This window comes from Chryseobacterium angstadtii, assembly GCF_001045465.1.
GTDB lineage: Bacteria > Bacteroidota > Bacteroidia > Flavobacteriales > Weeksellaceae > Chryseobacterium > Chryseobacterium angstadtii.
Genome location: NZ_LFND01000005.1, coordinates 95,039 through 109,324 on the forward strand (window position 1 = coordinate 95,039; position 14,286 = coordinate 109,324).

The 14,286-nt window shown below is 36.0% G+C and carries 12 protein-coding genes; 7 read left to right on the forward strand and 5 right to left on the reverse strand.

The genetic code is table 11. From position 1 onward, the window contains the following. Window positions 1–6: 6 nt before the first annotated feature. Window positions 7–711: a DUF4294 domain-containing protein gene (locus tag ACM46_RS15365; protein ID WP_048507571.1), complete on the forward strand. Its 705-nt coding sequence runs from the start codon at window positions 7–9 to the stop codon at window positions 709–711. 21 nt (window positions 712–732) lie between these two features. Here ACM46_RS15365 and ACM46_RS15370 read toward each other — a convergent pair whose 3' ends face one another. After that, on the reverse strand, window positions 733–1,149 hold the full coding sequence (locus ACM46_RS15370) for an NUDIX domain-containing protein (RefSeq protein ID WP_048507572.1): 417 nt from the start codon (window positions 1,147–1,149) through the stop codon (window positions 733–735). Window positions 1,150–1,455: 306 nt separating this feature from the next. Beyond that, window positions 1,456–2,130 (reverse strand): tRNA (5-methylaminomethyl-2-thiouridine)(34)-methyltransferase MnmC2, encoded by a 675-nt coding sequence (mnmC2, locus tag ACM46_RS15375; protein ID WP_048507573.1) that lies wholly within the window; start codon window positions 2,128–2,130, stop codon window positions 1,456–1,458. 85 nt (window positions 2,131–2,215) lie between these two features. Here mnmC2 and ACM46_RS15380 point away from each other — a divergent pair, with 85 nt between their 5' ends. The 6 genes from ACM46_RS15380 to ACM46_RS15405 all read left to right on the forward strand — a co-directional run bounded on the left by ACM46_RS15380 (window position 2,216) and on the right by ACM46_RS15405 (window position 10,140). Further along, window positions 2,216–3,289 (forward strand): branched-chain amino acid aminotransferase, encoded by a 1,074-nt coding sequence (locus tag ACM46_RS15380; RefSeq protein ID WP_048507574.1) that lies wholly within the window; start codon window positions 2,216–2,218, stop codon window positions 3,287–3,289. A gap of 114 nt (window positions 3,290–3,403) precedes the next feature. Beyond that, window positions 3,404–4,672, forward strand: coding sequence for a spondin domain-containing protein (locus tag ACM46_RS15385; protein ID WP_206541011.1), 1,269 nt, complete (start codon window positions 3,404–3,406; stop codon window positions 4,670–4,672). Between the two features lie 593 nt (window positions 4,673–5,265). Further along, entirely contained in the window at window positions 5,266–5,778 is a 513-nt protein-coding gene (locus ACM46_RS15390) for an FKBP-type peptidyl-prolyl cis-trans isomerase (protein ID WP_048507576.1), read from the forward strand. 81 nt (window positions 5,779–5,859) lie between these two features. Further along, complete coding sequence (locus tag ACM46_RS15395) at window positions 5,860–6,900, forward strand: peptidylprolyl isomerase (protein ID WP_241486042.1); 1,041 nt, start codon at window positions 5,860–5,862, stop codon at window positions 6,898–6,900. Between the two features lie 209 nt (window positions 6,901–7,109). After that, window positions 7,110–8,900, forward strand: coding sequence for a DUF6119 family protein (locus ACM46_RS15400; protein WP_048507578.1), 1,791 nt, complete (start codon window positions 7,110–7,112; stop codon window positions 8,898–8,900). 73 nt (window positions 8,901–8,973) lie between these two features. Further along, complete coding sequence (locus tag ACM46_RS15405; RefSeq protein WP_048507579.1) at window positions 8,974–10,140, forward strand: aspartyl protease family protein; 1,167 nt, start codon at window positions 8,974–8,976, stop codon at window positions 10,138–10,140. A gap of 316 nt (window positions 10,141–10,456) precedes the next feature. Here ACM46_RS15405 and ACM46_RS15410 read toward each other — a convergent pair whose 3' ends face one another. From ACM46_RS15410 to ACM46_RS15420, 3 genes are all read right to left on the reverse strand, one after another. After that, window positions 10,457–10,720 carry a hypothetical protein gene (locus ACM46_RS15410; protein WP_131707611.1) on the reverse strand — a complete coding sequence of 88 codons (264 nt, stop codon included), beginning with the start codon at window positions 10,718–10,720 and terminating at the stop codon, window positions 10,457–10,459. An 844-nt stretch (window positions 10,721–11,564) separates the two neighbouring features. Next, entirely contained in the window at window positions 11,565–12,923 is a 1,359-nt protein-coding gene (locus tag ACM46_RS15415; protein ID WP_048507581.1) for a M20/M25/M40 family metallo-hydrolase, read from the reverse strand. Window positions 12,924–12,926: 3 nt separating this feature from the next. Continuing rightward, window positions 12,927–14,285, reverse strand: coding sequence for a M20/M25/M40 family metallo-hydrolase (locus ACM46_RS15420; protein WP_048507582.1), 1,359 nt, complete (start codon window positions 14,283–14,285; stop codon window positions 12,927–12,929). Between the last annotated feature and the right edge of the window lies 1 nt (window position 14,286).

The following is a 14,286-nucleotide window of genomic DNA, read 5'->3' on the forward strand; positions in this document are numbered from 1 at the left end:
AAAATAATGAATTTTAGTAAGATTGTCTGTCTTTTTATCTTCTTTTTTGGAGTCAGTGTTTTTGGTCAGAAGGATTCTATCATAGCAAAACCTCTCAACCAATATCCTGCAGAATCATTGAAAGTAGATGAGTTCGGTAATAAGTATTTTTATGACGAACGTCAAAAGATGAAGGTTTATGAAATTAATGGCGAACCCGTTGTCGTTCTGGACGAATTGGTTCTGGTCAATAAACCCCGATTTAATAATCAGTTAGATAAAAACTACTATTATTTCCTTAATAAAAAACTGAATAGAGTGTATCCGCTGTTTGTTACTGCACTTCAACAGTACAGAGATATCCAGGCTGATATGAATAATATGGACAGCAAAGCAAAAAGAAAGTTTGTGAAAGAAAGACAGAATATGCTTGCGGATCAGTATGAAAAACAGCTTCGTGATCTTACAACCACTGAAGGCCAGGTTTTTGCTAAACTCATGAACAGAGCAACCGGTAAGAACGTCTATGAAATTATTAAAGAACTTAGAGGAGGATGGAGCGCTTTCTGGTGGAATGTAAAAGGTAAAATGGCCGATATTGATCTGAAAGACCAGTACAATCCGCATAAGAACCGAACCGATGAGTTTGTAGAATCTTTGCTTCAGTCCAACTGGAACTCAGGATATCTGCAGCCTTATCCCGGAGCCGAAAATTTTAAAGTCAGAAAATAAATATAAAATTCCTGTAAATCATTACAGGAATTTTTCTTTTAATTTATCGAATACAATTTTATCTACCGGAAGAGGAAAAGGATTATCAGGTCTGTCGATGTCAATCCATTCCGTTTTTTCAATACATGGATCAAGGATCAGGAAATCTTCTTCGGTGGTAATGTTTACTATATAATATATGGTAAGGAGCTGCTCATTTTCTCTGAAACGGGAAACCAGAAAATCTTCCTGCGTATAAAAATGTTCCACAACTTCTATTTTCACATTCAGTTCCTCATCAAATTCGCGGTGAAGACATTCAAGAAGTCCTTCACCGAATTCAAGACCTCCTCCCGGAAATTTCATTAAAGGTTCTCCCGCATATTCTTCAAATAGGGTCAGTACTTTTTTATCCTTTACTGCACACGCATATACTCTAATGTTGATCTTGTCAATCATATATAATGTTTTGTATAGCTAAAGTAGGGAAATAAGTGGAAAGGGCAAAGGGATGAGATGGCAAAAAGGTGAATAGGCGAAGAAAGCTGAGGAGGCTGAGAAAGCAAAGAAAGCGAATAGGAGCTTCATAGGAGAAACTGTCAATTCGCTTTTATTCTTTATTATATCTATTTATATTTTCCGTCCCCTTTCCTTATTTCCTTTATCTTAGCCTTCTCAGCTTTCCTTGCCTTTTCACTGCTTCATCATTCATCATTCATCATTCATCATTTATCATTTATCATTTATCATTTTTTCCTCCCCAAACTACATCTTCACTGCATTTATCATTTCCCGCTTGCCCGGAGGTCCCTGTTTCTTCTCTACCTTAAAATTAAGTTCCTGAAGGATTCTTCTTACACTGCCTTTAGAAGAATAGGTTGTTAACAATCCGTTAACGGACATTTTGTCCGAAACCATTTCAAATAGTGGTTTTTCCCAAAGATCAGGCTGTACCCTTGCCCCAAAACAGTCGTAGTAGACAAGGTTAATTTTTGGTAAGTCTATGTCTTTCAGGTCAAAAAAATCACATTCTATCTTTTTTAGGTTGAAACCATTAATGATTTCAGATGATTTCCCCCATTCTGCCTGATGAATTTTTTGATAAATATTTTTGAATTCGGGGTTATCAAAATGCTCAAAGTAGGCAAGGTCATTAATTTCGGATTCATTTATGGGGTATTTTTCCAGTGAAAAATAATTGATGACATGATTTTTGTCAGTTTTTAAATATTCATTAATTGTCACTAAAACATTCAAACCTGTTCCAAAACCGAGTTCTAAAATATTAATTTCGCAATCATTTAATTGATTTAATCCATTTTTTATAAACACATGTTCTGCTTCCTGGAGTGCTCCATGATGAGAATGATAGTTTTCATTTAAATCATTGATAAACAGTGTTTTACTTCCGTCGTTTGTGGTCTTAATTTCTCTTTTCAAGCTATTTTTTTGTCAAATTTACTCTAAAATTTTTATATTTAGAAAATTATGTTAAATTTGTAGAACATCGTAAAAATTTTTAAAAATGATAATTCAAAAAACTGAAAACTCCAGACTTTCGGACTTTGATCCGAACAATTTTTCATTTGGAAGTACTTTTATAGACCATATGGTGATATGTGAGTATGAGAATGGAAAATGGGGTGATGTTAAATTAGTTCCTTATGGTCCTATACCTTTTACACCAGCCATGATGGGAGTAAACTACGGACAGGCTTGTTTTGAAGGTATGAAAGCTTATAAAGACAAAGACGGGCAGGTTTTCCTTTTCAGGCCTGAAAAGAATTTTGAACGTATCAATAAATCGGCAGCACGTTTGGCTATGCCTGAAGTGACTGAGGAAATGTTTTTGGACGGGTTGAAGGCATTGGTAGATATAGACAGAAACTGGATTCCTCAGGGAGAAGGAATGTCATTATATATCAGACCACTTATTTTTGCTACTGAAGAAGCTCTTAAAGCAAGAGTTGCCAATAAATATATGTTTGCCATTGTAGCAACACCAGCGAAAAGCTATTACTCGGAGCCGGTTTCTGTAAAAATTTCAGACCATTATTCCAGAGCAGCAAATGGTGGAGTAGGTTCTGCTAAGGCTGCAGGAAACTATGCCGCTTCTTTCTATCCTACACAATTAGCTATCGAAGAAGGATATGAGCAGATTATCTGGACAGATGATGCTACTCACGAATATTTCGAAGAAAGTGGTACCATGAACGTATTTGTAAGAATTAACGATACCATCTATACACCACCAACTTCTGAGAAGATCCTTGACGGAGTAACGAGAGATAGCTTCATTCAGCTTGCCAAGAAAAGAGGAATTGAAGTTAAAATAGAGCCTGTAGCAGTGAAAACTGTTGTTGAAGCTCAGAAAAACGGAACATTGAAAGAAGTTTGGGGAGTAGGAACAGCTGTTGTCACTACCGTATTCCAGGCTTTAGGATATGAAGGAGTGAAATTGGCTCTTCCAAAATTATCAGACGAAGAAAGCTATGCTGCTATTCTTAAAAAAGACCTTACTGACCTTCAGAACAACCTTAGCGAAGATCCATTCGGATGGAGAGTTGTGGTTGAAAAAGATGTTTTGGAAACTGTTTAATTAAGCATTATTTAGCTCAATAAATAAGACCGGCAGAATAAATTTCTGTCGGTTTTTTTATTTTCTCGCTAAATATTGGTAATTTTTCAGAAAATTTAAAATACTATGCAATTTGTGAAGTTCAGATTATCGTTGAGTATGCTTTCTTTAATGAGTGTTCTAGCTGTTTCGTCATGCAGCGAGGATGATGCAGAGCTGGCGGTAAATGATTCGGCGGTAATCACAGTAGAAAATATTATTGAAAGTAAATCCCTGGTAGAATCCGGAACTTTCCAGAATGCGGGGTCTTCCCCTGTTCTTAATCCGGGGGAATCGGCTTCCTTTAGCTTTTATGCGGGAAAAGGGCAGGCGATTAGTTTTGTAGCGATGTACGGAAATAGTAATGATCTTTTTTTTGCTCCCGCCAATCCTGGGATAAAACTATATCAGGACAATGGGAATCCGGTAACCGGAGACGTTTCTTCACAGATGAAACTTTGGGATAACGGAACACGTGTCAATGAGGCTACAGGTCCTACGGTAACTCATCCTGGTGTAGCAGAAACAATTGTTAAAAATATTGCAGAAATTGCATTGGCAGTTCCTGCTTCACAGCTGTTGAAAGCAGAGCTTACCCATGAAGGCGGAACTAAATTTACATTAAAGCTAACCAATACTTCAGGCGGAACAGCCAATGAAACACCAATAAGCGCAGGAGTATGGGCCATATCTCATATTTCAGGAACAACACTTTCTAAGGAAGATCCTATTTTTTCACCGGGAAAACTGTCTGCCAACGGATTGACCGATCTTGCCGAAACCGGTAAAACAACGGCGATGACTCAGTATCTTACCGGAATTACAGGCCCTAATTCTCCTTTTTCACCTGTTTTGGTTGTTGTATACAGCGGAAATGACAATCCTATCTTTAAAACAGGAGAAAACGATCGGGGACAAGGCTTAAAAGAACTTTCCCAGCAAGGGAATGCAGATGTTCTGGCCGCTTTCCTTAAAACCAAATCCGGAGTAAAGGAAGTTTTTGTACTTAAAGACCCAGCTACCACTATTTTACAGCCCAGAATCAACGGGAACAATGGTGGCAAGGCTTCACAGACTATTTCTGCCCGTAAAGGAGACCGTATTGCTCTGGCAACGATGTACGGACAGTCCAATGACTGGTTTGTTGCTGCTACCAATAATGGGGTAGACGGTTCGACAAGAGGCGATATCTCTTCCATTATGGGTATTTTTGATAGCGGAACTCTGGAAAGCTCTTTTCCCGGTGCACATATCGGATCCCAGCCGGCGCAGGTTGAAAATCAACCGGTACAGCAGCTGGCTAATCCTAATCCGTTTAATACGCTTCCTTCCGTGCAGCAGATGATTAAAGTGACAATTCAGTAATATTTCAAGATTTAAAATAGATGATCACCTCTTTTTTGGGGTGATTTTTTGTTTAAATAAATGTTTTTTTTAACCACAAAAGACACAAAATTTTTTTGAATATTTAGTTTAAAGATGGAAATATATGATGTTATTAAAACTCATATAAGTATTTTAAAAATCTTAGATTTTTATATTCGGGATGCTAAAATCTGCTGAATCTGTGAAATCTGCGCGAGATAATTTGTAAACATTAAGATGAATGAAGATAATAAGTGAAGTTAAGATAAAATCCAATAGATTTTTTAAGCTGCACGGCAATACTTAAAGCGAAGCTTACCTTAATTATTCTTCAATACTTAAAAAATCTTAATGTTTAAAAAATACTCACTTAGATCAAGCAAATTGGGCAGATTTTTTATAAAATTTAAATAAGTTTAAGCATTTCAAAAAGCTTCTGTGTCTTCTGTAATTAAATTTTTTTAATCCTTGAATTTTTCAATCTTTTAATCATCTCAAACCTCCTTCATTACAAGTACTTTATCACGATCTGCTAAATTTTTTAAAACCGATTGAACAATATTTCCCCGAAATGCGTATTTTCGCAAAAGTTTATGAAAAAGTTACTCTTCATATCGGCAGTAAGTCTGTTAAGCTGCAACCGGAACACCCCCACGGCACATCCTCCTGTAGGGGGAATTCTGAGCCAGAAAGATCTGGATATTTCGAAGGAAAGGATGAGAAATCTGAATACGATTGAAAGAGGCCAGATTCAGGATTGGATCGCGGGGCAGTCTGTAAAGTATTATCCTACACAGCTTAATTACTGGGTAACTGTTGAAGGCTTTGATCAAAGAACAAGAAGAGCGGATGATACACCGATTTCTTATTCTTATGATCTGTATGATTTTGATGAAACTAAGATCTACGACAAACCTTTTGAAAGAAGAGATGCCAGATTCGGGCATTTTGATGAACTGAAAGCGGTAGAAAATGCTTTGCGTTTTATGCATGATGGAGAGGAAGTAACGCTTTTGGTGCCTTCTTCACTGGCCTACGGAACCTTTGGAGACGAAAAGAATATAGACAACGATATCCCATTAATCATAAAATTAAAAGCTCTATAAATAATGAAATTGTTTAACAAGAATATAATTCTGGCAGCGGCAAGTATTTCGCTGATGAGTTGTACCCCAATCTATAAAAAAATGAACGTAGACAAAGAAACTTACGAAGGTCTTAATGACGGACTTTATGCAAATCTTCAGACTTCTAAAGGAAACCTGATCGTGCAGTTCGAAGACAAAAAAGCACCGGTAACTGTAGCCAACTTTATTGGTCTTGCAGAAGGGAAAATAGATAACAAAGCTAAGGCGAAAGGAGTTCCTTATTATGACGGAACTATTTTCCACAGAGTAATCAAAGATTTCATGATCCAGGGAGGTGATCCTCAGGGAACAGGAGCAGGAGATCCGGGATATAAATTCGAGGACGAGAAAAACGACCTTAAACATACAGGAAAAGGAATCCTTTCTATGGCGAATTCAGGACCTAACACCAACGGTTCTCAGTTCTTCATCACTGAAGTAGCTACTCCCTGGCTGGACGGAAGACACACGATCTTTGGAAAAGTAGTAAAAGGAAACGATGTAATCGATGCAATTGCAAACGTTGAAAAAGGAGCTCAGGACAAGCCTAAAACAGATGTTGTTTTAGAAAAAGTGTCTGTTTTTGGGAAAGGTGATGCTTACAAAAACTACGATGCTGCAAAAACTTTCACAGAAGGTAAAGCTAAAATCGCAGAAAATAACAAAGCTTATATCGCTAAAGAAGAAGCCGAAAGAAAGAAAAAAGAGGAAGAATTCAAAGCTAACCAGGAAAAAATGGTGGAAAACCTTAAAGCTGGAATGCAGAAAACTGAATCAGGATTATACTACAAAATCACAAAAACAGTTGATGGTGCAAAAGCTCCTAAATCTGGTGACAATGTATCTGTACACTATGCAGGTAAATTAATCGACGGTACAGAATTCGATTCTTCATTCAAAAGAAACGAGCCAATTGAAATTCCAATTGGAATGGGAAGAGTAATCAAAGGATGGGATGAAGGTATCCTATTGCTTAAAGAAGGCGAAACTGCTACTTTATTAATCCCACCAGCAATGGCTTATGGGGAAAGAGGAGCAGGAGGAGTTATTCCACCAAACGCTTGGTTAGTTTTCGATGTTGAGCTTGTGAAAGTACAGTAATTGAAAATTTAAGATATTGAAAGCCGTCCGTGAGGACGGCTTTTTTTTGTTTTTATACGTAAATCTTTGAAAATAAGGGTGAAGTACGGATTCCCGTAAGGATGTAATATGCTACATTCAATAGATTTGAAAATGTACACTAATTTTGAATATTATAGGTGTAAAAGAATAAAATAATCTATGAATATGATAATTTAAAAGTAAAATCTATGAGTGAAAAGATTCAAAATAATATTTATCTATTAAGAGATAAAATTATGGTCCATACTAAAACAGGGGGAGCTCAAATAAAACTAATTGATTTTAGATATCTGAAATTATTTTTAAAAAATAAAGGATATGATGAACAAAAAATAAAACAAAACTTAGATAAAACATACGAAGTAAAATTATTTTACAAAAGAGCCGAGAATAAAATAAAGTGGAAGGATTTCATTAGATCAATATCTTTGGAGGAAGAAAAAATTTTAGAACTTGAAAAATCTGTTTCAGAAAGCTATATCCTTTTTTTAAAAAATAATAAAACGGGGAAAATATATTCATCAACTGGTGGTTATGCACATTTGACAGTTCAAGAAATTGCCACAACAGATTTTGGAATCCAAATTCTGTCAAGAATTATTAAATTGGATGACAAGGCTTTACGAGCAACAAAAGAACGTAATTTGACTGGAGGAGTGCAAGGGGAAGTTAAAATTTTCAGAAAAGATTACAATTTATACGAAAATGAAGATTATTCTAAAATCTATAATGAACTAGATGCTTTGATAGATAAAAAAACTCTTGTTGAAAAATTTGGATTTAAACATACTGATGTTAAAACTAATAGTATTTGTGTTGTGAAAAATTCTTTTTTATTAAAAAAATCCATATCATTTAAGGAACTTTTGAATATAATTGAGAAATGTGAAAAATTGTTTGAAGATGAATCTAATACCATAGAAATAAATAGCATAGAGAAAATAACCAGAACGGATAAGGTGCTACTTGATACTTTATTTGATGAAATATTAAGAAATGTATATAGTAATTATCTTAATAGGAACAATTTTTTTAGTGTTGAAATTAGTAATAAAGAATTTGAGAGATATTTTTATGCTTCCTATAGTCTATTGTATTTTAAATTGGGAAAAGTCAGCATAGAAAAAGAGACAGATGGAATTATTCGAGAAATCCAGTCAGTATTTGAAATTTTAGATGAGAAATTAGAAGAACCATTAGAATATAATGAGTTCAAAAAAGTAATGCTAAGCTCATATATTGAGACTTTTGATGAAAATGGAAATACACTAACACTAGATAAACTTATCGATCATTTTTGTACTGAAATTACTTATGAGGGAAGTTCTTATTTTTTCATTGAGAAAGATTGGTACATTGTTAAAAAGTCCTTTGTTGAAAATGTTAATAATCAGGTTAAAATCTTCTTAAGCGAAAACAAATATCAGAGTTTACAATTAAACAAGTGGTCTTCTGGAAACGAGAATGATTTCAATGCAAGTCACTTAGGTTATAAAAACACTTATGTTTTTGATAAAATTACACCACTGAATATTGAAGCATGTGATTTAATGAAAATTGACGAAATTAATAATGTAGTCTATTTTTATCATGTTAAAAAAGGCTTCGATAACTCCATGAGAGACCTTTGCAATCAGGTTTTGATTTCAGCTAAAAAGATAGAAGAAGATTCAAGATTAGGATATGCCTACCTACGAAAATTATATAAAAAATCATCTAATTATAAAGGAAAAGATGATTATTATCAAAAAGTTAAAAAGCAATTTAGTACAACTAATGAAGAACAATTTATAAATTTATTTAAAAATAAAAAAATTGTTTTTGTTTTGTCTGTTTTAGATACAGCTAAGAAAAAAAGAAGCTTGTATAGCAATATTGAAAAGTTTGATTCAAATATTGCAAAATTTACTTTAATAGATTTATCGAGACAAATGCGTGCGATAGGTGTAGATTTTCAAGTCTTACAATTGGAAAGATAAAAGTTTACATATATTGACTTATTTTACATTCTAAAAATCCATAAAAAGCTTTACTTTCGTGTAAAGTAATTTCATGAAAAAAATCCTCTACACCCTCCTCATTTTCTCCACAACCACCATTTCGGCCCAGGGCAAGAAATTCTTCAAAGGCGGGGAAGTAAAGTTGCAGAATCCGGTAGAAAAGATTAATCTGAAATTCGCCAATGATCTGCCCTTTGTAAAGGTAAGTATCAACGGGAAATTATATAATTTTCTGTTTGATACCGGAGCGCCTACCGTGATTTCTACAGCGGTTTATACTGAACTGGGACTGGAGAAAAAATACAAAAGCAAAGTAAAGGATTCACAGAAAAATAAACAGGAGCAGGTTTTTACCGTTCTTCCTGAAATGACTGTTGATAAAGCCGTTTTTAAAGATGTAGCAGCTATTGTTATGGATTTCAGTATCTCTGAACTGAGCTGTTTTAAAATAGATGGTATTCTGGGAGCCAATCAAATGGCTAAACTGTTTTGGAAAGTCAATTATGCAGAAAATTCATTGGAAGCTTCTACGGATCTGGCGCAGTTTAATCCTTCAGATTATGATATTGTGATTCCTTTTAGTCCCAGACCCCAGAAAACACCGATTGTAGAGGTTGATATTCAGGGGAAGAAAATGGATCTCACTTTTGATACCGGGTTTTCGGGAAGGCTAAAGATTGTAGATAAGGCATATGACGCCCAAAAAGTACTAAAGAGTGTTGATGTCTATGGGACGAGCTCTGTCGGTGCTTATGGAGCCGGAAAGCCTGCACCGGGCCATATTTTCAAGACAGCAGAGCTTTCATTGGGCAATCAACGTTTTTTCAATGAAATAGTAGCAACCGGAAATGCCGGCCTGATTGGAAATGATTTCTTTAAAAACTTTATTTTCATCCTCGATTGGTCCGGAAATAAGATTTACATGAAGCAAATTAAAAACGAGCCTGCAAAATTGGAATCTTTCGGTTTCGGATATCGTTTTATAGATGCAAAACCGACAGTTGCCTTCGTGTTTCAGGAAGAAAATTTTCCCCTTAAAGTAGGTGATTCTATCATCAGCATCAACAATGTCAATCTTGAAAATCTGGATAAAGACGGGGCCTGTCATTATTTTCTCAACAGAGTAGAAAGCGGACAGAATACAATCAATATAAAGATCAGAAGAGAGGGAAAAGAGATGGAAGTGAGATTGGAGAAGAAGGATTTTTTGAAAGTATAAGCTGGTGTTTGAGAGTTTGAGAGTGGGAGAGTTTTAGGTGTTGCGGGCGTGAGATGTGAGAGAATAAACTTTTAGGGTAAAATAATCTCATGCAGATTTCACAGATTGAGCAGATTTCTAGCATTGTAAATAAAAAAATCCTAGATTTTTAAAATACTTTTGTGAACTTTCTGTTTTCAAAGTATTTAGCTTTAGAAATAATTAAAAAGATTAGATAAAAACTTTTGTCCCTTTTGTGGTTAAAAAAAAACAAAAATTATAAATAAAAAACCGTTCAAGTCTATTGAACGGTATTCTAGTAAAGTCGAAATTAAGGTTATGCGTGTCTTGATTTCTTCCTCATTTGGGAAGAATTCATTTTTCCTGTAAGGGAGCTGATAAATACGAGTCCAAATCCTAGATAAGCTACGAATGCAGTTACGTATATGATCACACTGTTAAAATCTGGTTTTGAGGCATATATCAAATACACCAATACGGAAAAAACGGCAAAACTTAACAGGAGCATCAGGCTCCAGATATTCATTTTTGCGGCATCTTCATTTCTCTTAAAAATCATTTCAAAAAAGTCTCTCATCATAATCACTTTTTAAGGGTTATACATCTGTTTTCCGTTCTTTAATAGAGCGGTCCGGAATCATTTTCCGTTATAAATTAATAGCACACGGATCATGGTTAAAACTTGCTAAGGTCATGATCTTATGGCCGTTTGATTGTTGTACATCAGGAGATATTTTAATATCCCCATAAAATTTTAATTAAAAGCAGTATTGAAACCCGGAAAGGGATTCATGAGCTTTATGACACCGTACACAATATTCATCGTAAATGGAATTGATAAGAGGTTTATCTTTTCCGTTGCATACGGTATCTAAAGAAAAAGGATCATATAAATATGATAATGGCCTTTATCCGGCTCAGCGGAAACTGAAAATTCCGCGGTAACCTTTTCTCATCGTTTGTGCCTTAAATAATTTTTTTTCAATGATTTAGCTTGCGAATTTCATGCCAAAGTGAATTTTTTAACTTGTTTTTATAGATAAGTAATTTTAAGTTTGCATAAATCCACAACAAGTGACTCCGGAAAATTGAGAATAAAATTACAGAAGCCTGTTAAAGAATTAAACCATTTAAAGACAGCCCTCTTATGAATTCAAATACCGGAAAATGATCAGGAAGTACAAAAAATAGCCACTATAAATTAAACTCCTAAAGATCCAATTTACGGAATCAGATTCCCTTCTCATGTAAGGGTGGAGAAAATTCAGAGAATTTTTTGATGGGTTTGTTTAAAAGCCTTACAAAAAAAAATCAACAAGTTAATTCTAGAATACCAGAATCAACCTGTTGATGAAATCTTTCCAACTTAAAGTGAAAATATTTTAAAGAAGATTTTACATTAAAAATACATTTAAAGTAAAATCCTACCAGTTTTTATCAATCATATAAACAATCTGCGTCATCGCAGTAGCTCCCAGGAGAAGTTCTCTTCTGTTTACCTTATCAAAAGTATCTTCTTCGGTATGATGAATATCAAAATACCTTTGGGAATCGGGAACAAGCTCTGCCGTAGGAACTCCCATATCGTGAAGCGGGTAGATATCCGTTCCTGAATATCTTCCTTCAAAATTATATACACCATAAGGAAAGAACAGGCTGGACCAGCTTTTAATCTGATTTCTTTTCTGATCATCCATTTCCAGAGCAATACCTCTTGGAGTGAAACCTCCGGCATCAGATTCTATGGCAAAAAGATGTTTTTCATTCTTTTCTTTGACTGTTTTTCCGTATTGGATGCCTCCTTTTACTCCGTTTTCTTCATTTGCGAAACAGACCACTCTGATGGTATGATTATTTTTAATACCCAGTTTTTTAAATGTTCTCAATACTTCAATGCTCTGTACAATTCCGGCACCGTCATCATGAGCACCTTCACCTACATCCCAGGAATCGAGATGTCCTCCGACTAGGATCACGCTCTGGTCTTTTTTACCCGTAATTTCTCCAATGACAGAATGGGAGAGCTTTTCACCTTTCATTCCGCAATTGGAATTCAGTTTTGCGGTGACTTTCTGTGTTTTTAAAAGGGCTTCAAGTTCGTCTGCTGTAGTACTTCCAATAGCTACCGCCGGGATTTTTGAAACTTTGTCGTCGTAACGCATTGCTCCGGTATGTGGAACATCATCGAAGGCTGAAGACAGAGACCGGATAATAGCAAATTTACCTCCTTTTTTAGCCGTTAAAGAAGCAGCCGTTACCCTGTATTTGGCCGCATCACCGTAGCCTCTGAATGTTTCTACAAAAGACTGACTGAAAGGGTAGTTAAAGAATACTATTTTATCCTTTACCTGATCTGCAGAAAGCTTGTCATATTCTTCCATAGATTTTACGATAATAATCTCACCGGAAACATCTTTCCCGCCTGTGCCTTCAGAATTTCCAAGCGAAAGCATTTTCAGGTTTTTCCATCGGCCATCGGCCGTTTTGATCTGCAGAGATTCTTTTCCTCTCGTCCAGACCGGAACCATTACTTCCTGAAGCCATACTTTATCGGCTCCGGCATCACGAAGTTTTTGTTCGGCCCATTTTACAGACTTTTCATAGGCAGGAGAGCCACTGAGACGATGTCCGATATTTTTAGTTAAATCTTTAAGGTCTGTATAACCCTTTCCGTTGTTCAGAATTTCAATAGAAATCTTGCTGAACTGTATAGAATCTTCTTTAGACTGCCCGAAAACAGCCATTCCTAAGAATAATAGTGAAGTTCCAATGATCTTTTTCATAGTTTACCAGTTTTTATCAATCATATAAATAAGTTGTGTCATCACCGCGGCTCCCAGTAGGAGTTCTCTGCGGTTGACTTTCTCAAAAGTATCTTCTTCTGTGTGGTGAATGTCAAAATAACGCTGTGGATCAGGCACCAGTTCTGCCGTAGGAACACCCATTTCATGCAGAGGAGCTATATCTGAACCGGAATATTTTCCTTCAAAATTGTAAACTCCGTAAGGCAGGAACAGATTGCCCCAGCTCTGGATCTGCTTTCTGTTCTGATCATCCATTTCCAGGGAAATTCCTCTCGGAGAAAAGCCTCCCGCGTCAGATTCTATTGCAAAAAGGTGTTTTTCATTCTTTTCTTTGGCTGTTTTTCCATATTGTTTCCCTCCTTTGGTTCCGTTCTCTTCATTAGCAAAACATACCGCTCTGATGGTATGGTTGTTTTGAAGACCCAATTTTTTGAATGTTCTCAAGACTTCAATGCTCTGTACAATTCCGGCCCCGTCATCATGAGCGCCTTCACCTACATCCCAGGAATCGAGATGTCCTCCGACTACGATCACACTCTGGTCTTTTTTACCTGTAATTTCGCCAATGACAGAGTGGGAGAGCTTTTCGCCTTTCATTCCGCAATTGGAATTGAGCTTAGCTGTTACCATTTTGTTTTTTAATAAGGCTTCCAGTTCATCCGCAGATGTATTTCCAATGGCTACCGCCGGGATTTGCACGATATGGTCTTCGTAACGCATGTTTCCTGTATGAGGAACGTCATCGAAAGCGGAAGAAAGAGAACGGATAATCGCAAATTTTCCACCTTTTTTTGCCGTTAAATTGGCTGCTGAGCGTCTGTAGGCTCCGGCTTCCCTGTACGAAATAAAAGTCTGTACATGAGACTGATTAAAAGGATAGTTAAAGAATACAATCTTATCCTTTACCTGATCTGCGGAAAGTCTGTCATATTCCTCCAGAGATCTCACCATAATAATCTCTCCGGAAACATCTTTTCCGCCTGTGCCCTCTGAATTTCCCAGAGAGAGCATTTTTATTTTTTTCCATGATCCGTCTGAAGTTTTGATCTGCAAGGATTCTTTTCCTCTGACCCAAACCGGAATCATTACTTCCTGTAGCCATACTTTATCGGCTCCGGCATCACGAAGTTTCTGTTCGGCCCATTTTACGGATCTCTCGTAAGCTTCAGAACCACTTAAACGGTTTCCGATGTTTTTTGTAAGGTCTTTTAATTCCTGATATCCTTTTCCGTTATTCAGAATTTCTGTGGAAATCCTGCTGAATTGCAGAGAATCTTCTTTACTTTGCCCGAAAACAGTCAGATTGAGTACCAAAAACGAAAGGGCAGTGATCTTCTTCATA

Bases quoted from the DNA above. Each gene is read 5' to 3' on its own strand.
- ACM46_RS15420 (WP_048507582.1), bottom strand. From the start codon at position 14,285: ATGAAGAAGATCACTGCCCTTTCGTTTTTGGTACTCAATCTGACTGTT.
- ACM46_RS15395 (WP_241486042.1), top strand. From the start codon at position 5,860: ATGAACGTAGACAAAGAAACTTACGAAGGTCTTAATGACGGACTTTAT.
- ACM46_RS15400 (WP_048507578.1), top strand. From the start codon at position 7,110: ATGAGTGAAAAGATTCAAAATAATATTTATCTATTAAGAGATAAAATT.
- ACM46_RS15380 (WP_048507574.1), top strand. From the start codon at position 2,216: ATGATAATTCAAAAAACTGAAAACTCCAGACTTTCGGACTTTGATCCG.
- ACM46_RS15405 (WP_048507579.1), top strand. From the start codon at position 8,974: ATGAAAAAAATCCTCTACACCCTCCTCATTTTCTCCACAACCACCATT.
- ACM46_RS15415 (WP_048507581.1), bottom strand. From the start codon at position 12,923: ATGAAAAAGATCATTGGAACTTCACTATTATTCTTAGGAATGGCTGTT.
- ACM46_RS15390 (WP_048507576.1), top strand. From the start codon at position 5,266: ATGAAAAAGTTACTCTTCATATCGGCAGTAAGTCTGTTAAGCTGCAAC.
- ACM46_RS15370 (WP_048507572.1), bottom strand. From the start codon at position 1,149: ATGATTGACAAGATCAACATTAGAGTATATGCGTGTGCAGTAAAGGAT.
- ACM46_RS15365 (WP_048507571.1), top strand. From the start codon at position 7: ATGAATTTTAGTAAGATTGTCTGTCTTTTTATCTTCTTTTTTGGAGTC.
- ACM46_RS15410 (WP_131707611.1), bottom strand. From the start codon at position 10,720: ATGATGAGAGACTTTTTTGAAATGATTTTTAAGAGAAATGAAGATGCC.